General features: G+C 73.9%; 13 protein-coding genes. 7 read left to right on the top strand and 6 right to left on the bottom strand.

Going from position 1 to position 18,706, the window contains the following annotated elements; all coding sequences use genetic code 11:
• Window positions 1–32 precede the first annotated feature (32 nt).
• Both cofD and ACIRG9_RS01025 read left to right on the top strand, forming a co-directional pair.
• Entirely contained in the window at window positions 33–980 is a 948-nt protein-coding gene (gene cofD / locus ACIRG9_RS01030) for a 2-phospho-L-lactate transferase (protein WP_402848272.1), read from the top strand.
• Window positions 977–2,065, top strand: coding sequence for a coenzyme F420-0:L-glutamate ligase (locus tag ACIRG9_RS01025; protein ID WP_402848269.1), 1,089 nt, complete (start codon window positions 977–979; stop codon window positions 2,063–2,065). The genes cofD and ACIRG9_RS01025 overlap by 4 nt, the downstream gene beginning before the upstream one ends.
• A gap of 28 nt (window positions 2,066–2,093) precedes the next feature.
• Here ACIRG9_RS01025 and ACIRG9_RS01020 read toward each other — a convergent pair whose 3' ends face one another.
• Complete coding sequence (locus ACIRG9_RS01020) at window positions 2,094–3,095, bottom strand: ArsR/SmtB family transcription factor (RefSeq protein WP_402848266.1); 1,002 nt, start codon at window positions 3,093–3,095, stop codon at window positions 2,094–2,096.
• Between the two features lie 279 nt (window positions 3,096–3,374).
• Between ACIRG9_RS01020 and ACIRG9_RS01015 the strand changes: the two genes are divergently transcribed.
• Window positions 3,375–3,959 carry an NUDIX hydrolase gene (locus tag ACIRG9_RS01015; RefSeq protein ID WP_402848263.1) on the top strand — a complete coding sequence of 195 codons (585 nt, stop codon included), beginning with the start codon at window positions 3,375–3,377 and terminating at the stop codon, window positions 3,957–3,959.
• A gap of 33 nt (window positions 3,960–3,992) precedes the next feature.
• Here ACIRG9_RS01015 and ACIRG9_RS01010 read toward each other — a convergent pair whose 3' ends face one another.
• Both ACIRG9_RS01010 and ACIRG9_RS01005 read right to left on the bottom strand, forming a co-directional pair.
• The gene (locus tag ACIRG9_RS01010) at window positions 3,993–5,084 is read right to left on the bottom strand and encodes a mannose-1-phosphate guanylyltransferase (RefSeq protein ID WP_402848260.1); all 1,092 of its coding nucleotides are present in this window, start codon (window positions 5,082–5,084) and stop codon (window positions 3,993–3,995) included.
• A 63-nt stretch (window positions 5,085–5,147) separates the two neighbouring features.
• On the bottom strand, window positions 5,148–6,293 hold the full coding sequence (locus tag ACIRG9_RS01005) for a glycosyltransferase family 4 protein (protein ID WP_402848258.1): 1,146 nt from the start codon (window positions 6,291–6,293) through the stop codon (window positions 5,148–5,150).
• Between the two features lie 150 nt (window positions 6,294–6,443).
• Between ACIRG9_RS01005 and ACIRG9_RS01000 the strand changes: the two genes are divergently transcribed.
• The gene (locus ACIRG9_RS01000) at window positions 6,444–7,133 is read left to right on the top strand and encodes a TIGR03089 family protein (RefSeq protein ID WP_402848256.1); all 690 of its coding nucleotides are present in this window, start codon (window positions 6,444–6,446) and stop codon (window positions 7,131–7,133) included.
• Between the two features lie 9 nt (window positions 7,134–7,142).
• On the opposite strand, the gene ACIRG9_RS00995 is transcribed toward ACIRG9_RS01000, so the two are convergent.
• Together ACIRG9_RS00995 and ACIRG9_RS00990 are read right to left on the bottom strand one after the other, a co-directional pair.
• Entirely contained in the window at window positions 7,143–9,131 is a 1,989-nt protein-coding gene (locus ACIRG9_RS00995; RefSeq protein ID WP_402848253.1) for an acetoacetate--CoA ligase, read from the bottom strand.
• 177 nt (window positions 9,132–9,308) lie between these two features.
• Window positions 9,309–9,827, bottom strand: a complete 519-nt coding sequence (locus ACIRG9_RS00990; protein ID WP_402848251.1) for an acyl-CoA thioesterase — start codon at window positions 9,825–9,827, stop codon at window positions 9,309–9,311.
• A gap of 23 nt (window positions 9,828–9,850) precedes the next feature.
• On the opposite strand from ACIRG9_RS00990, the gene ACIRG9_RS00985 reads away from it, so the two are divergent.
• Window positions 9,851–10,510, top strand: coding sequence for a hypothetical protein (locus ACIRG9_RS00985; RefSeq protein WP_402848248.1), 660 nt, complete (start codon window positions 9,851–9,853; stop codon window positions 10,508–10,510).
• Window positions 10,511–10,567: 57 nt separating this feature from the next.
• On the opposite strand, the gene ACIRG9_RS00980 is transcribed toward ACIRG9_RS00985, so the two are convergent.
• On the bottom strand, window positions 10,568–11,731 hold the full coding sequence (locus tag ACIRG9_RS00980; protein WP_402848246.1) for an acyl-CoA dehydrogenase family protein: 1,164 nt from the start codon (window positions 11,729–11,731) through the stop codon (window positions 10,568–10,570).
• Window positions 11,732–11,980: 249 nt separating this feature from the next.
• Here ACIRG9_RS00980 and ACIRG9_RS00975 point away from each other — a divergent pair, with 249 nt between their 5' ends.
• Complete coding sequence (locus tag ACIRG9_RS00975) at window positions 11,981–13,408, top strand: UDP-glucose dehydrogenase family protein (RefSeq protein ID WP_402848243.1); 1,428 nt, start codon at window positions 11,981–11,983, stop codon at window positions 13,406–13,408.
• A gap of 160 nt (window positions 13,409–13,568) precedes the next feature.
• Entirely contained in the window at window positions 13,569–18,461 is a 4,893-nt protein-coding gene (locus ACIRG9_RS00970; protein ID WP_402848240.1) for an SCO7613 C-terminal domain-containing membrane protein, read from the top strand.
• The last annotated feature ends 245 nt before the right edge of the window (window positions 18,462–18,706 follow it).

The raw sequence follows: 18,706 nt of genomic DNA, 5'->3' as shown, positions 1-18,706 counted from the left end.
CCGGCGGCGGCGCGTGCGGAAGGATGGACACCATGCGCATCGTGGTTCTGACCGGCGGAATCGGCGGCGCCCGGTTCCTGCTCGGCGTCCGGGCCTACGCCCGGGAAGTGGGGGCCGAGGTGACCGCCGTGGTCAACGTCGGCGACGATCTGCTGCTGCACGGCCTCAAGGTCTGCCCGGACCTGGACAGCGTGATGTACACCCTGGGTGGCGGCGCCGACCCGGAGCGGGGCTGGGGCCGGGTGGGCGAGACCTGGACTGTCCGGTCCGAGCTCGCCGCGTACGGGGCCGAGCCCAGCTGGTTCGGCCTGGGCGACAAGGACCTCGCCACCCACCTGGTCCGGACGACGATGCTCGACGCCGGATACCCGCTGTCCCAGGTGACCGAGGCGCTCGCCACCCGCTGGCAGCCCGGCGTACGCCTGCTGCCGGCCACCGACGACCGCCTGGAGACCCACGTGGTGGTCGACGTGGACGGCGACCGGCGGGCGATCCACTTCCAGGAGTGGTGGGTGCGGTACCGGGCGGACCTCCCGACGCACCGGTTCGTCTTCGTCGGCGCGGAGACGGCGAAACCGGCGCCGGGCGTGCTGGAGGCGATCGGCTCGGCCGACGTGGTGCTGGTCGCGCCGAGCAACCCGGTGGTGAGCATCGCCCCGATCCTGGCCGTGCCAGGGCTGCGCGACGCGGTCACCGACGGGCCGGCACCCGTGGTGGGAGTGTCCCCGATCATCGGTGGCGCCCCGGTACGCGGCATGGCCGACCGCTGCCTCGCCGCGCTCGGCGTGGAGTGCAGCGCGGCCGGGGTCGGCGGCCTCTACGGTGGCCGCTCGGCCGGCGGTCTGCTCGACGGCTGGCTGGTCGCGCCCGAGGACGAGGGAACGCTGGTGCCGGAGGTGACCGTACGGTCGGCACCGCTGCGGATGATCGACGAGGCGGCGACGGCCACGATGGTCCGGGCCGCGTTGGAGCTGGTGTGAAGCTGGAGATCCTGCCGGTGCTGGGCATCGGCGACGTGACCGAGGGCGACGACCTGGCGGCGCTGATCGCCACCGCGGCACCCTGGCTGCGCGACGGCGACGTGCTGGTGGTGACCAGCAAGATCGTGTCGAAGGCGGAGGGCCGGCTGGTCGACGTGCCGGCCGACGGGCCCGAGCGGCTGGCCGCCCGGGACGAGGTGCTCGCCGCGGAGACCGCCCGGGTGGTGGCCACCCGCGGGGCGACCCGGATCGTGCAGACCCACCACGGATTCGTGATGGCCTCCGCCGGCATCGACGCCTCGAACGTGGACAAGACCCGGCTGGTGCTGCTGCCGAAGGACCCGGACGGGTCCGCCCAGGCGCTGCGGGTGGCGCTGCGCGAGCACTACCACCTGGACGTCGCGGTCATCATCAGCGACACCATGGGCCGGCCCTGGCGCAACGGGCTCACCGACGTGGCGCTCGGGGTCGCCGGGATGCCGGCAATCCGCGACCACCGGGGCGAGATCGACCCGTACGGCAACGAGCTCCAGCTCACCCAGATGGCGGTGGTGGACGAGCTGGCCGGCGCCGCCGAGCTGATCAAGGGCAAGTGCGACCAGGTGCCGGTCGCGGTCGTCCGCGGCTACCTCGGCGTCGAGCTGGCCGCCGACGGCGAGGGAGCCCGGGCGCTGGTACGCGACGCCGAGCTGGACCTCTTCTCGCTCGGCACCGCCGAGGCGAGGGCGGCCGGGCTGCGGGAGGCCGCCGTCCTGTCCGACGGTCCGGGGCCGGCACCGGCCGACCCGGCCGCCGTGAAGCGGGCGATCGCCGCGGTCGTCGAGGTGGTCGCGCCCGGTACGGTCTTCACCCACGTCACCGACGAGGAGGTACGCAGCGGCCTGATCGCCAACGTGCCCGGCTGGCCCGAACCGGCCGGCGGGCTCGTCCTCGGGGCCCCACCGGCCCCGGTCGACGCGGCGGATCTGGTGCGTTTCGGCGCCGACCTGCAACGCCTGCGGACCGCCCTGGCCGCCGAGGGCATCTCCTCGGCGTTGCTCCCAGCACCGGCCGGAAGCACCGCGAGCGCCGCCCTGGCCGTCTGAACCCAGCCGTCCTTCCGGCGGGCGGCGGTCAGGCGTCGAGGACCGCGCGGCCGAGGGGAGTGAGGGTGTGCAGCACGGTGTTGCGGTCCCGGTGGCTGACCAGCAGGCCGGCGTTGCGGAGCACGGTGGTGTGCTGACTGGCCGCGGCGGCGGAGATGCTCAGCCGGCGGGCCATCTCCCCGGTGGTGCAGCCGTCGTCGGCGGCCTTCAGGACGGCGGCGCGGGTACGGCCGAGCAGGGCGGCGAGGGCCTCCCGGGTGCCGTCCGGGTGCCGCCCGCCACCCGGCCCCGTCCTCCGGGCGAGGCCGCCGAGCCGGTCGACGGGATAGACCAGCACCGGCGGCAGCGCCGGGTCGAGGAGGGCGACCGGGGTCCGCGCGCAGAAGAACGACGGGACCAGCAGCAGACCCCGACCGTCCAGGCGCAGCTCCCGGTTGTCCGGGTAGTCCAGGACCTCCAGCACCCCGTCCGCGTACCGCATGCCGGGCCGGAGGCTCGCCAGTAGGCCCTCCGTGCCGCCGTCGAGCATCGCCCGCGCCCGCAGCGCCCGGTCGGCCTCCACCGCGGCCTGGATACGCGGCCAGTACGGGGTGACCGCGAGCGAGTGGTAACGGGCCATCGAGTCGGTGAGGTGGTGCAGCACCTCGGGCTCACCACGGGCCAGCGCGGCGGCCGGGGTGGGCAGCAGGTTCTCGTCGGCGAGCCGGGTCAGGTCCCGGCGCAGCATCCCGATGGGGGTGCCGCGGACCGCCTCCAGCCCCGCCTGGAAACCGTCCCGGCTGGCGTACGGGGTGAGGAAGTCGGGGAAGTAGCCGCGCGGCGGGTTGAGGGCGAGCAGGAGGCGGAACCGCTCGGCCGTGCTCTCTTTCCGCAGGTTGTGGGTCGTGCTGCGGCGCCACTCGGAGAGCAGCGGGTCACGCCGGCGGCCCTGCAGCAGGTGCAGGCTGAGGACCAGCTCCCAGATCGGATCCGCGGTCGGAGCCACCCTGGTCCGCAGGATGTCCTCGCACGTGAAAATGACCTTCAGCATGGTGCGCTCCCGGGGCGGACAGCAGGAACGCCCGCCACCGTTGGCACTGTACCTGGCCGGCACTAATCTCCATCTTTTAGCGTGGGCTGAAAGACCTCGACGGCGGGCAGGCCGCTCGGCAAGACTTCCTCTTGCCTGTCGGGCTCGGACGTTTTCGGCCGACCCGAAGGCGAGCGGGGTTCCGAGGGACGTGGACGGCCGGGCGACACCAACGAGGGTCTGCGGCACTTGCCGTAGAGGTGGCATCCGGTCGTCCCACCGCGCTCGTAGAGTGTCGGAGTGCCCGACACCCGCACCGACCTACCGGCGTACGCCGATCTGCACGCCGACGCCACCGCGCTGCTGAGCCGCTGGACACCGACCAGCCCGGCCGCCGCCACGGCCCGGGACCAGACCCTGGAGCTGCTGGCCGCCGGGCCGGTGACGATGGGTCGCGGCCATCACGCCGGGCATGTCACCGCGAGCGCGCTGGTACTCGACGCGACCGGCCAGCGGGTGCTGCTCTGCCTGCACGGCAAGTTCCGCAAATGGGTGCAGCTCGGCGGCCACTGCGAGCCCGGCGACCGGACCCTGGCCGCCGCCGCGCTGCGCGAGGCCACCGAGGAGTCCGGGATCGCCGGGCTGGTGGTCGACCCGGAGCCGATCGACGTGGACATCCACCCGGTCACCTGCCAGGGTGGCTCGCTGCACTACGACGTACGGTTCGCCGTGCTCGCCCCGGCCGGTGCCACCGAGCGGGTCAGCGCCGAGTCCGAGGCGCTGGGCTGGTTCCCGCCGGACCGGCTGCCCGAGCCACTGGCCCACGCCACCGAGCAGCTGGTCGCGCCGGCCCTCGCCGCCCTGGCCCGCCGCGCCGCCGGCTGAGCCGGGGCACGGCGGACCCGGCCGGGCGCCCGGTCAGACCAGGCCCTCCTCGCCGCGCTCCTTGAGCTCGTCGACCACCTTCTTCACGTCCTGGGCCCGCTCGCGCGGGCAGACCAGCAGCGCGTCCGGGGTGTCCACCACAATCAGGTCGCGTACGCCGACGGCCGCCACCAGCCGGCCCGACTGCGGCACCACCACCAGGCCGCTGCTGTCCCGCAGCAGCACACCCGGCTTGGCGTCCGCGCCCAGCACCACGTTGCCGGCCTGGTCGGCGGGGAGCACCTCGCCGAGGGTGTGGAAATCGCCGACGTCGTTCCAGCCGAAGTCGCCCGGCACGGTCGCCACCCGGCCGGCGGTCGCCGCCCCCTCCATCACCGCGTAGTCCACCGAGATCTTCGGCAGGGTCGGCCAGACCGTGCCGAGGACGTCGTCCTGCTCCGGGGTGCCCCACGCCGCCGCGATCGCGGTGATCCCCGCGTGCAGGGCCGGCTGCTGCCGGGCCAGCTCGGCCAGGAAGACGTCCACCCGCCAGACGAACATGCTGGCGTTCCAGAGGTGCCGACCGGAGCGGACGTAGCCCTCGGCCACCTCGACGGCCGGCTTCTCCTTGAACTCGATCACCGGGCGCAGCGGGCCGTCGCCCACCGGCTCGCCGGTCTCCAGGTAGCCGTAGCCGGTCTCCGGTCGGGTCGGGGTGATGCCCACCGTCATCAGCGACCCCTGTTCCGCGCCGCGGATCGCCTGCCGTACGGTCTCGGCCCAGCTCGCCGGATCGCCGATCAGGTGGTCGGCGGCGAACGAGCCCATCACCGCCGCCGGGTCGCGATCCGCGATCACCGCCGCGGCCAGCGCGATCGCCGCGCACGAGTCGCGCGGCGACGGCTCGACCAGGATGTTCTCCTCGGGCAGGCCAGCCAGCTGCCGGGCCACCGCCGCGACGTGCGCGGCACCGGTGACCACCAGCGTTCGCTCGGGAGCGGTCAGCGGCGCAAGCCGGTCCACCGTCGCCTGGAGCAGCGAGGCAGGGGTGCCGGTCAACGGGTGGAGGAACTTGGGGTGGCTGGCCCGGGACAGCGGCCACAACCTTGTGCCACTGCCACCGGCCGGAATTACGGCGTAGAACATCAGCACATCATGCCCGAACCGCACCCCTCCGGACCGGGGGTCGGCAGTACCTGCGGCTCCCGCTCAGGAACGGGCCCGGCCCCACGCGGCGATGTGCACCTCCGCGCTGGACTCCCAGGTGAACTCCTTGGCCCGGTCGAAGCCGGCCTTGGCCAGCGAGAGCCGGCGCTGCTCGTCGTCAAGCAGGGCGGCCAGGTCGGTGGCGATCTGGTCCGGGGCCTCGCTGGTGTACGCCACCGCGTCGCCGCCCACCTCGGGCAGCGAGAGCCGTGGCGTGGTCAGCACGGGCGCCGCGCACGCCATCGCCTCCAGGATCGGCAGGCCGAAACCCTCGCCGTACGACGGGTAGGCGGCGACCAGCGCGCCGCCGAGGAACCCGGGCAGGTCGGCGTAGCGCAGGTAACCCGGGCGGAGCAGTCGCAGGTGCGACGGGACCTCGGCAACCGCCCGGTCGATGTCGTCGTCGTGCCCCTGGCCGCCGGCGATGACCAGCGCGGGCGGGTCCTCCCGGTCGGCCACCGCCCGAGCCCAGCCGCGGATCAGATTGGGTACGTTCTTACGCGGCTCCTTGGCCCCGAGGAACGCGATGTAGCTGCTGCTGCCGAGCCCGAGGCGGGCACGGACCCGGGCCTTCTCCTCCTCGCCGGGGGCGTGGAAGGCGGCCTGGTCGACCCCGTGGTACGCCACATCGATCCGGGTCGGGTCGGCGTCCAGGAGGCGGATCAGCTCGTCCCGGGTGGCCTTGCTCGGCACGATCACCCGGTCGGCGCGGCGCAGCGATGTCTTGATCGCGCTACGGAAGAACGTCCGGCGCGACTTGTCGTAGTGCTCCGGCTCGGTGAAGAAGGTCGCGTCGTGCACGGTGACCGTCACCGGGCACCCGGCCCGCAGCGGGCAGGTGTAGAACGGAGAGTGCAGCACCTCCGCGCTGACCTGCTGGGCCAGCAGCGGCAGGCCGGTCTGCTCCCAGGCGAGCCGGGCCGGGCGGTGCGCGACCGCCGCCGGAGCGGGGATCACCTCGGCCGCGGGCAGCATCCGGGTATAGCGCTCCAGGTCGGTGCGGAGGCTCACCACGACCAGGTCCACGCCGGAGCCGCAGACCCGGCCGAGGGCGCCGAGCAGGCCGTCGACGTATCTACCGACGCCGCCGCGGTCGGCGGGGACACTCGTGGCGTCGATGAGCACGCGGGGCGGGCGACCGGCGGTCACGGGGCGACTCCTCAGTCAGTCGGTCTGTGGGGAACGACACTGTCGGCAAGCCTACGCCGGGCTCGGGTCCCGGCGTCGACTGCGACCCGACGGTACGCCGACTTGTCGTTGTCATCGAGTCCCCTACCGAAGCGCGTATCGTTCGCGCCGATGGCCGACAACATTGCCCGGGTCTTCGCCGACGCGATCGCGACCGACCCCACGCGCCCCCTGCTGACCTGGTACGACGACGCCACCGGCGAGCGCACCGAACTGTCCGGCGCGACGCTCGCGAACTGGGTGGCCAAGACGGCCAACCTGCTCGTCGACGAGGCCGCCCTCGGCCTCGGCGACACGGCCGCCGTGCTGCTGCCGCCGCACTGGCAGACCGCGGCCGTGCTGCTCGGGTGCTGGTCGGCGAAGCTGACCGTGGTCGACGCCCGGGGCCCCGTGGACGTGCTCTTCGCTGCCGCCGACCGGATCGAGGCGGCGACGGCCTGGTCGGCCGCCGAGCGGTACGCGCTCGCGCTGGACCCGTTCGCCCTGCCGATGCGGCAGGTGCCGCCCGGCTTCGCCGACTACGTGGTCGAGGTACGCGGCCACGGCGACCACTTCACGCCGTACCCGGAGGCGGGCGAGGCGGACGCGGACCTGCTGGCCCGCGCGGAGGCCCGGGCCACGGAACTCTGCCTCACCCCCGGTGACCGCCTGCTGGTCGACACCGACCGGCACCCCGACCCGATCGACTGGCTCCTGGCCCCGCTGACCGCCCGCACCACCCTGGTCCTCTGCGGCAACCTGGACCAGTCCCGCCTCGACTCCCGCACCGCGACGGAAAAGGCGACCCGCGTCCTGACCTGAGCGACGAGGTCAGGCGGGGGTGGGGTGGTCGTTGTTGGCGCGGCGTTGGGCGAGGGCGGCGAAGGCCGTGAGGGACTCGGGGTTGGCCAGGGCGCCCTTGGCGGCGGCGGTGTCGACCGGGGTGCCGGTGAGGATCTTCTTGACCGGGACCTCGAGCTTCTTCGCCGAGAGGGTACGCGGGACCGCCCGGACCTGGTGGATCTCGTCGGGGATGTGCCGGGGTGACAGGGCGGTGCGCAGCTCTCGGCAGATCTTCTTCCGCAGCTCGTCGTCCAGCTCCAGCCCTGCGGCGAGGACTACGAAGAGCAGCAGCTCACCCGCGCCGCCCTCGTCGTCCTCCAGGTGCACCACCACCGAGTCGACCACCTCGTCCAGCCCCTCGACCACCGAGTAGAACTCGGCGGTGCCGAGGCGTACGCCGCCCCGGTTCAGGGTGGCGTCTGAGCGGCCGGTGATCACGCAGCCGCCTCGCTCGTTGATCGTGATCCAGTCGCCGTGCCGCCACACCCCGGGATAGACCTCGAAGTACGCCTCGCGGTAGCGCGCGCCGTCCGGGTCGTTCCAGAAGCCCACCGGCATGCTCGGCATGGGCTCGGTGATGACCAGCTCGCCGAGCTGCCCGATCACCGGGGTGCCGTCGGCGGAGCGGGCCTCCACCTTCGCGCCGAGCGCCCGGCAGGCGATCTCCCCGGCGTGCACCGGCAGCAGCGCCACCCCGCCGACGAAGCCGGTGCAGACGTCCGTGCCGCCGGAGAGGGACTGGAGCTGGAGGGCGTCGCCGACGTTCTCGTACACCCAGGTGAAGCCCTCGGTGGGCAGCGGCGCGCCGGTCGAGCCGAGGCCGCGCAGCGCGGACAGGTCGGCGATCTCCGCGGGTACCAGGCCGGCCTTGCGGCAGGCCAGCAGGAACGGCGCGGAGGTGCCGAAGTACGTGGTGCCGGTCCGCTCCGCCATCCGCCACAGCGCGCCCAGGTCCGGGTGGCCCGGGTTGCCGTCGAAGAGCACGATCGTCGCGCCCACCGCCGGCCCGGAGACCAGGAAGTTCCACATCATCCAGCCGGTGGTGGTGAACCAGAAGAACCGGTCGGACGGGCCCAGGTCGTGGTGCAGGGCCAGCATCTTCAGGTGCTCCAGCAGGATGCCGCCGTGGCCGTGCACGATCGGCTTCGGCAGGCCGGTGGTGCCCGAGGAGTAGAGCACGTAGAGCGGATGGTCGAACGGCACCGGGGTGAAGGTCAGCGGCTCGTCGGTCTCCGCCGCCAGCTCGGCCCAGGAGATCATGCCCTCTCCGGGCGTGCCGGCCGGGTCGAGGTACGCGATGCTGACGGTGTGCCGAAGCGACGGCAGGGCGGCCCGGATGGCGGCCACCTCACCGCTGCGGTCGATCGGCTTGTCGCCGTACCGGTAGCCGTCGACGGCCACCAGGACCGTGGGCTCGATCTGCTGCCACCGGTCGGTGACGCTGCGGGTGCCGAACTCGGGGGCGCAGGAGGAGAAGATCGCGCCGAGGCTGGCGGTGGCGAGCAGCAGCACGAACGTCTCCGGGATGTTCGGCGCGTACGCCGCCACCCGGTCGCCCGGGCCGACCCCGAGCCGGCGTAGCCCGGCCGCCACCCGGCGGACCCGCTCGCGCAGCTCGGCCGCGGTGACCGTCTCCGGCGCCCGGGTCTGCCCGTGCGCGATCACCACCGGGTCGTCGTCGGCCCGGCCGGGCATCCGCAGCACGTTCTCGGCGTAGTTGAGCGTCGCGTCGGGGAACCAGCGGGCGCCGGGCATGGTCCGCTCGCCCAGCGTGCCGGCCGGCGGGGTGTGCGCGACCACCTCGAAGTAGTCCCAGATCGAGCGCCAGAAGGCGTCGATGTCGGTCACCGACCAGCGCCACAGCGCGTCGTAGTCGGCGAACTCCAGCCCCCGGTGCTCGGCCAGCCAGCGCAGGTAGTCGCCGATCCGGGACCGCTCGCGCACGTCGGCCGGCGGGGTCCACAGCACGTCACCCACAGCTCCACCCTCCTCAGGCCCCGGTCACGACACTGTGCGGGCCGTGGCGCCATCTTGCCCTACCTCGCCAGCCCATTGTCCGCACCGGGTCCCGCCGATGACGCGTGCCCGTGCCACACCCCCCACCCCCGCCCAATGTGGGTGGCGGTGGAAGGAAGGGCCCCTCCTTACACCACCTCAGCCGGCGCGGTGGGCCTGGATGGCACGGCGGCGGGCCAGCCGGTGGGCCCGGCGGATCTCCGCCTCCCGGTAGCGCCGCTCGTCCTCCGGGGTCTCCGGCAGCACCGGGCGGACCGGTCGCGGCGTGCCGCCGACGTCCACGCCCACGAAGACCAGGTACGCCGTGGCGACCCGGATCGGCTCGTCCTCGGCCGAGTCCCAGCGCTCGGCGACCACCCTCACCCCCACCTCCATCGAGGTGTGCCCGGTCCAGTTGACCTGGGCGTGGGCGTGCACCAGGTCACCCACCCGGACCGGCTCGGAGAAGACGATCTCATCGATCGAGGCGGTGACGGCGGTGCCGCCGCTGTGCCGGGCCGCGGCCGCCCCAGCAACGTCGTCGACGAACTTCATCAGTACCCCACCGTGCACGGTTCCGTACAGATTGACATCGACGGCAGTCATGATCCGGCTCAACGTGACCCGCGAGTACGAGGTCGGCTTGCCCGCCGGAGCGGTGGAGGGGTGATCTGTCATGCCGAAAACGGTACGGTGCGCGGATGCGACATCTCTGGAGCTTCCTCGCCGGGTTGGTGGTGGCGCCCGTCACCTGGGTGCTCGTCACCCTCGGTCAGGAGGGGTCTGGACGCACCGTGCACCGCTGGGTGGAGATCGGTACGTACAGCACACCCAACCTGATCGAGCCGGCCGTTTACCTCGGCGTCGCCGGCATCCTGCTCGGCCTGCTGGGCACGCTGCGCTTCTCGCCGTTCGGTCCACTCGTGGCCGGGCTGCTGCTGGTCGTGCCCTACCTCGGCCTGTTCGTCGCGCCATTCACCGTCCGTGACCAGATCCCTGAAGGCTGGAAGATGCTCGGGGATCCCCTGCCACTGCGCGAGCCGCTGGAGAACGGCACGCTGTTCCTGATCGGCATGCTGCTGCTGATGGCCGTGTTCAGCCGGCAGCGGTGGCGGCAGGAGCCCGGGAAGGTGGCGGCCGCGACGGCGCCCACCCCGGCCGACGAGCCGGTCGAGGCCACCCACTCGCTCGGCGAATGGCCCCCGTCCGATCTGAATGACAAGGACATCCCCCCGCCCACGCTGGGCTACCCCGACACCAACCCCACCGAACCCCTGCCCCGCCGCGTCGGCGGCGAGTCGCCGTGGTCCGCGCCTCCGCGTACGACGGCCCGACCGGAGAGCACCGCCGAAACCCGATGACGATCGCGGGCGGGCCGGAATCCCGGCCCGCCCGCACAATCGTGGCAGCTCGGCCGGTCAGCCCTTGAGAAGCTGGCGCGCCATGACGATGCGCTGCACCTGGTTGGTGCCCTCGTAGATCTGGGTGATCTTGGCGTCCCGCATCATCCGCTCGACCGGGTAGTCGCGGGTGTAGCCGTAACCGCCGAGCAGCTGGACGGCGTCGGTGGTGATCTCCATGGCGGCGTCCGAGGCGAAGCACTTGGCGGCGGCACCGAAGTAGGTCAGATCCGCGTCGCCCCGCTCGGACTTCGCCGCGGCGGCGTACGTGAGCTGCCGGGCCGCCTCCAGCTTCATGCCCATGTCGGCGAGCATGAACTGGACGCCCTGGAAGTCGGCCACGGGCTTGCCGAACTGCTTGCGCTCCTGGACGTACCCCTTGGCGTAGTCCAGCGCGCCCTGCGCGATGCCCAGCGCCTGGGCGGCGATGGTGACCCGGGTGTGGTCCAGGGTGCGCATCGCGGTGGCGAAGCCCGTGCCCTCGGCACCGATCATGCGGTCCGCCGGGATCCGGACGTTGTCGAAGTACACCTCGCGGGTGGGCGAGCCCTTGATGCCGAGCTTCTTCTCCGGTGCGCCGAAGCTGACCCCGGGGTCGGACTTCTCCACGACGAAGGCCGAAATGCCCTTGGACCGGGCTGTGGGATCGGTCACAGCGAAGACGGTGTAGTACTCGGAGACGCCCGCATTGGTGATCCACCGCTTCACGCCGTTGAGCACCCAGTGGTCGCCGTCCCGGACCGCCTTCGTCGTCATCGAGGCGGCGTCGCTGCCCGCCTCCGGCTCCGAGAGGCAGTACGAGAACATCCCCTCACCGGTGGCGACCGGGGAGAGGTACTTGCGCTTCAGCTCCTCCGAGCCGGCCAGGATCAGCGGCATGGTGCCCAGCTTGTTCACCGCCGGGATCAGCGACGAGGCGGCACAGGCCCGGGCCACCTCCTCGATCACGATGGCCGTGGCCAGCGCGTCCGCGCCCGCCCCGCCGTACTCGACGGGGATGTGCGGGGCGTGGAAGTCGGCCGCGCGCAGCGCGTCGTACGACGACTTGGGGAACTCACTGGTCTCATCGGCCTCGGCGGCGTGCGGGGCCACCTTCGCCGTACAAACCTCACGAACCGCTTCCCGGACCGCCTCGTGCTCCTCCGGCAACCGATAGACGTCGAACGACTGCTCTGCGGCCATGTCGGCCCCTCCCCTTCACCGCTAAAATGCGCAGTCCGAGCGCCTTACCACCTCCGACCGCGCAAGGTGAAGGATAGCGACCTGGGAACTGGTGCTCCTTACCGCCGCGTAGGCTCGTGCTCGACGGCGTCGAAGCCGACCGGCGACCACAGAATCACAGCAAATCGTCCCCCCACCGGTGCCCGGCCAGGCGCCGCAGCCGAATGCGACGCAAGGAAGCGCCGCCCAGTGCGAGCGGAGAAGACAGGCGTGACCATCCCGTACCCGAACACCCAGCCGATGCCAGCCATCGCCGCGGTGACCCCGCCCTCGGGCGCGGCCCGGCCCCGGGTGACCTTCCTCGGCACCGGCTACCTCGGCGCGACGTACGCCATCTGCTACGCGGAGCTGGGCTATGAGGTGCTCGGCTTCGACGTCGACGCCGACAAGATCGCCAAGCTGAACGCCGGTGAGGTCCCGATCCACGAGCCCGGCCTGGACGAGCTGCTCCGGCGCAACCTGGCCGCCGGCCGGCTGCGGTTCAGCACCGACATCAAGGAGACCGCCGACTACGGCGACGTGCACTTCATCTGCGTCGGCACCCCACAGCGGGCCGACGGCATGGGCGCCGACCTGTCGTACGTCGAGGCGTCGGTGACCAGCCTCGCCCAGCACCTGACCCGCAAGGCGCTGATCGTCGGCAAGTCCACCGTCCCGGTGGGCACCGCCGAGTGGGTGGAGCAACTGGTCGGCAAGCACACCCCGGCCGACCTGGGCGTCGAGGTGGCGTGGAGCCCGGAGTTCCTCCAGGAGGGCTTCGCCGTCGACGACGTGCTGCGCCCCAACCGGATCGTGGTCGGGGTCAAGAGCGAGTGGGCCAACGGCATGCTCTACGCCGCCCACAAAGGCGTCTTCGACCTGGCCGCCACCGAGGACCGCGAGGTGCCGCTGGTGGTCACCGACTTCGCCACCGCCGAGCTGGTCAAGGTCGCCGCGAACGCGTTCCTGGCCACCAAGATCTCCTTCATCAACGCGATGGCCGAGGTCTGCGAGGCGTCCGGCGGCGACGTCACCCAGCTGGCCCGTTCCATCGGGTACGACCCCCGGATCGGCAACCGCTTCCTCCAGGCCGGCCTCGGCTTCGGCGGCGCCTGCCTGCCCAAGGACATCCGGGCGTTCCAGGCCCGCGCCCAGGAGCTCGGTGCCGGCGAGGCACTGCGCTTCCTGCACGAGGTCGACCTGATCAACCTGCGTCGGCGTACCCGGGTCGTCCAACTCGCCGCCGACCTGCTCGGCCGCCGCTCCGGGCCGGCCGGACCGGACCTCTCCGGCACCCGGATCGCCGTCCTCGGCGCCACCTTCAAGCCGAACACCGACGACGTGCGGGACGCCCCGGCGCTCGCGGTCGCCGCGCTGCTCGGCAAGGCCGGCGCCGACGTGCACGTGTTCGACCCGCAGGGCATGGAGAACGCCCGCCGGGCGGTGCCCGAGCTGACGTACGAGACGAGCATGAACGACGCCGTCCGCGACGCCGACCTGGTCTGCGTGCTCACCGAGTGGGCCGAGTTCCGCAACGCCGACCCGGTCGCCCTCGGCGAACTGGTCAACGGGCGCAAGGTGGTCGACGGGCGCAACTGCCTGGACTCCACACTGTGGACGCAGGCGGGCTGGGCGTACCGCGGCATGGGCCGCCCCTGACCCCACGACCTCTCCGGCCGGCCGGCCGTGGATCCACTCCACGGCCGGCCGGTTTTTTGTCGCCCCGGAACGCGCCGGCAACGGTCGAAATCCACGCCCGGTCAAGGCATGCTGCGACAGTGAGGGTCCACAGTGCGGGCCGGCCGGACGGAGGGGTGTCGTGCAGGACTTCAGGTGCGCCTCGTGCGGGCGGGAGATCAAGCCGGCCATCGTCTGCCCGTACTGCGGGGCCGACCAGCCACAGTGGGCCGACCACCTCACGGAGATCGAGCGTTCGATCGCGGAGATGAAGGCGCGCGACGCCGAGATCGCCCGCGAACAGCGGCAGATCGCCGCCAAGATGCAGGCCGCGCTCTTCCAGCGGGACATCCTCGCGCACGCCGGTGAGCAGCGGCAGAAGCAGGCCAGCCGCCCGCGCCGGGTGCTACGCCGGCAGCCGGGCCGCCGCCCGCCCACCGCCGCCGCCGGCGCGCCGCCGCGGGTGCCCCGTCAGGGCACCCCGCCGCCCGGCCCCGACGACCTGCCGCCCCCGGCCAGACCGCACTGGCTCGACGTAGACGATCCGCAACACCCCCCGGAGGCCTCCTCCCGGGAGGTGCAGAACATCCCCCTCGGGCTCGGCGCGCTGCTGCTCGGCGTCGCCGCGGTGGTCTTCGCCGCGGTCGCCACCAGCTCGATGGACGCGCTGGCCCGACTCGCCGTCCTGCTCGTGGCGACGGTGCTGATGCTGCTCGCTCCGCCGCTGCTGGCCCGCCGGGGGCTCACCTCGACCGCCGAGACGATCGCCGCGGTGGGCCTGCTCCTGGTGCCGCTGGCCGGGTACGCGCTCTGGGCCGTGGACCGGATCGGCGGCGCCTCCGGTTCGGCCTTCGCCGGGTCGATCTTCCTGGTCACCACCGTCGTCGCCGTCGGGTACGCGTACTGGACCGGGCTGCGTGCCCCCCGCTTCGCCGCCGTGCTGGCCGCCCAACCGGTGCTGCCGCTGCTGGCGTACGAGCGGATCAGCGGGCCGACCGGTTGGGCGCTGGTGCTGGCCGTGCTGGCCGTCGTCGACCTCGCCCTGGCCCGCTCGGCGGTGGTCCTCGAACGGCCGGTCCGGCGCGACCTGCCCAGCCCGCCGCCGGCACCCGCCCCGCCCGAGCAGCACGCCGCCGACGGCCGGCCCGAGACGGACCCGGAGGAGTCCGGCGAGGTGCTCGCCGCGACCGGAGACGCCCCGGCCGTCCCACCCGCCCGTCCGGTGCCCTGGCTGCCGGAGCTGACCTGGGCGCTGCACGGTGTCGCGGTCGCCGTCGCCCTGGCGTACGCGGTCACCGCGCTGCTGCGCGCCGCGACGGTTCCGGCCGCCGCCGGCGCGGGCGCGGTGCTGCTGCTCGCCGCGCTGGTCGGGCTGGCCGGAACGCTGGCGCTGCGCCGGCCACCGCTGCCGGACGTGGGCGCCGGCATCGTCACCCTCGCGGTGATCGGCGCGCTGGGCCGGGTCGCCTCGGTCGCCTTCCCGGGCCGTTCGCTACTGCTCATCGCCGCGGTCATCGCCCTGGCCGGGTTCGCCGTCCGGGTCGTACCCGAGGCTGCCCGGCGCGGGCCGCAGCTCGCCTCGGCGGTGGCACTGACGGTCAGCGGCCTGGTGGTGGCCGGCGGCGCGCTGCGGGCCGGGCTGGCACCGGTCCGCGCGGCGCTGCCCGCCTGGTCGGCAGACCTGAGCGGGTGGCAGGCCGAACTCGCCGCGGCGGTCGGGCCGAGCGGCTGGCAGCTCGCGGCCAGCGCGCTGCTGCTCACGATCGCGGCGGTGGTCGCCCTGCCCGCGGAGATCCGGCGCGACTTCGCAGTGGTCGCGGCGGCACTGACCGCGCTCGCGGTGCCGGCCTCCCTCGGGCTGGGCTGGGCCGCGGCCTGCTGGCCGATGCTGCTGACCGCGGTGGGAATCGGCATCCTCGGGCTCACCGCGGGCACCGGACGGTCCGCCGTGGTCCACGCGGTCACCGCCGCCGGGCTGGGCCTGATCGGCGCCGGGGCCTCGCTGGCCCGGCCGGGACTCACCGCCGCCGCGCTGACCACCCTCTTCCTGGCCGGCGCGCTGGTGTCGCTGGCGCCCCGGGTCCGGATCGCCACCGCGGCGGCCGACACGGTCTGCGGCTGGGCGGCGGGGGGCGCGGCGTTGGCACTGCCCGGGGCGGTGGCCGCGTTCGTCGCGGCGACCGTGCCGACCGACCCGACCCCGACACCGGCGAGCCTGCGCGAGGTCACCGTCCCGATCCTCGCGGCGAGCTTCCTCGGCGTCTGCGTCACCCTCGGCTACGCCGCCGTCGTCCAGGTCGCGCAACGGCACCTCAGCGCGCCGCACGCGGTCGGCACCGTGCTCGGCGCGGTGGCGGTCGCGGCGGCCGGGTTCGGCGCACCCGGCGCCACCGCCGCCGACGCCTGGGTTGGTGGGCTGCTGCTGGTCGCCGCCGCGCTGCTGGCGCTGGCTCCACGGGTCGACGCGGGCCGCCGCGCCGACCTGTCCCTGGACGGTTCGGACCTCGCGCTCGCCGCCACCACGGCGGCGCTGATCGCCACCCTGGTCCGCATCGCCGCCGTGCTCGCTCCCGGCGGCCAACTCGTGGTGGCGGCCGGGCTGGTCCTGGTGGTCGCCGTCGCCGCCCGGGCGATGCCCGAGGAATGGCGACGCGGACCGATCCTCGGCCTCGCGGTCGGCGGCACGCTGGTCGGCCTGATCGCCGCCTGGAGCACGCTGCGCGGCGGGGTCGGCGTCCTGGCCACACCCGGCCCGATCTGGGCCGGCGACCTGAGCGGCTGGCCGGCCGCGCCGACCGGTGGGGCAACCTGGCAGGCGCCCGTCGCGCTGGCGCTGCTGGCGGGTGCCGCCGGCATCCTGCTGCCGCCACCCTGGAGGTACGACGTCGCCGGTGCCGCCGCCGCGCTCGCCACCATCGGCGCCCCGGCCGCCCTCGACCTGCCCTGGTGGTCGCCGGTGCTGGTGGGTGCCACGGTCGCCACGGTCTTCGGGATGGCGGCGGTGGCCACGGTGGACCCCCGGGCCGCGGTGTCCCGGGCCGTCGTGGCCGGCGCGGTCGCCCTGCACGCCGCCGGCGCCGGACTGGTCCGCCCCTGGACCACCGCGCTGGCGCTGGGCAGCATCGTGCTGATCGGCGTGGTGGTCGCCGCCCTGGCCCGAGGGCTCGCACCGACGCTCGTCGAGAACGTCCGTACCGAGGGGATGCCGCCGCACCTGGTGCAGGTGGGCGGCGCGGCGGCGGGTGCCGCCCTGCTCGCCCTGCCCGGGGCGGTCGCCGCGCTGGCCGCCGAGTTCGGCCGCTCACCGCAGGTGGTGGTCACCGCCGCACTGGCCGCGTCCAGCATCGGCCTCGCCGTGATGGCGGCGGTCCGCCAGCAGGTCCCGGAATACCTCCCGTATGCGAGCGTGGCCGTGGTGGGCGGCGCGACCATCAGCGCGGTCGCCGCAGTGCTCACCCACCTGCCCTCCGGGGTGTACGCCGCCGCGGCGGCGCTGCTCGGCGTGCTCGCGGAGCTGGTCCGGGCCGCCACCGCCCCGCCGGTCAACGTGGCCCGACCGGTACACCGCTGGTCGGTGCTGCTCGACGGGGCGCTGCGCCGGTTGCCGGACGACGGCACCGAGCTGCGCTGGCGGGTCAGCCCGGCCGCCGGGGCTCTCGCGGCGGCCGGGGCGCCGACCGCACTGGCCCTGATCAGCCTGGCGCCGCCGCTGCTGGTGGCCCTGGTCGAGCCGTTCCGGGTGCTGCCGCGGATCTGGCGGGACGCGCCGCCCGAGCTGCTCACTCCGCCCGCCGGGGCCGTCGATCCGACCCACGTGCTGACCGCGCTGCTGCTCACCGCGACGGCGGCGCTCGCCGCCACCGGACTCAGCGGGGGCCAGCGCTCCCGGGCCGTCCCGGTGGTGCTGCCCGGCGCGGCGGTCACCGTGCTGATCACGCCGGTGGCGCTCGGCCACGGCTGGCCGGAGAGCGCGCTGGCCGGGTTGGCGGTCTTCACCATCGCCATGCTCGGGCTGGCGCTGACCCAACCCCCGGCGCTGGCCGAGCCGGCTCGTTCGCTGCGGGTCGCACGGGTACTGGTGTTCGCGATCGGGCTGGCCGCCGGCGGCGCCGGGCTGGCCGGCAGCCTCGCCACCCGGCAGCTGACCCTGTTCAGCCTGGGCGGCGCGGTCGGCGTGGGCGTGGTCGCCGCGCTCTTCGGCACCACCCAGCGGGCCCGCATCCTCGGCTGGCTGTTCGCCTCGCTCATGGCCGAACTGTTCGTGCTCACCCTCGGCCTCGTCGCCGGGCTCGCCGCGGTCTGGTCGGCGTTCGGGGTGCTGGCGGTCGGGGCGGCGCTCCAGGTCTTCGCCGCCACCCTCCCCCGGTTGCGTCGTCCCGAGGCGTTCCGGGAGGCGGCCACCGTGGAGTGGAGCGGTTACGCCGCCGCCCTCATCGCGCTGGCCCTGGCGTACGACTCGCCCCGCCACATCGCCGCGCTGCTCGCCGCCTGGGGTGCCGTGCTCGGCGTGGCGGCCGGCCGTCCGGGCCGACGGCCGGTGGAGCGGCGGATCCTGTTCTGGTCGGTGGTGGGCTGCGAGATCACCGCCTGGTGGATCCTGATGCGGTCGGCCGACGTGGCACTGCCCGAGGCGTACACCCTGCCGTTCGCGGCGCTCGCCCTGCTGGTGGGAGTGCTGGAGCTGCGGCACCGGCCCGACCAGTCGAGCTGGGTGGCGTACGGGCCGGCGCTGGTGGCCGCGTTCCTGCCGACGCTGGCGATCGTGCTGGCCACCGACACCAGCATGCTGCGGCAGGTCCTGCTGCTGCTCGGCGCCGTCGCGGTGCTGATCTTCGGCTCGATCAGCCGCCAGCAGGCACCGGTGATCGTCGGGGCCACGGTCACGGCGGTGGCCGCGGTACACGCGTTGATCAGCCTCGGTCCGTGGCTGGTCCTGATCCCGGTCGGCATCATCCTGCTGGCGCTCGGCGCGAGCAACGAACGCCGCCGCCGGGCCCAGGAACGGCTGCAGACCGCCCTACGCGGCATGAGGTGAAATTGGAGGGGCTGGCATCCGTCGTCGAGGGCGGGCAGAGGGTGCCGGTTCGTGCGGAGGCTGCGGCAGGGGGTGCCGGTTCAGGCGGAGGCTGCGGCAAGGGGTGCCGGTTCGGGCGGAGGGGCGCGGGCTTGATCAACACCAGGTGCGGCACATCGCGGTCTCCAAGCGCCTGGAAACCGCGAGTTGCCGCACAACGTGTCGATCAAGAACCGGGGCAAGCGGCCAGTCGAGGCATGAGGCCA

Origin of the sequence: Micromonospora sp. NPDC093277, from assembly GCF_044765245.1 — a bacterium.
Classification (GTDB): domain Bacteria; phylum Actinomycetota; class Actinomycetes; order Mycobacteriales; family Micromonosporaceae; genus Micromonospora.
The sequence above is the reverse complement of the archived record's forward strand: the minus strand, read 5'-3'. Positions and strand labels throughout refer to the sequence as shown.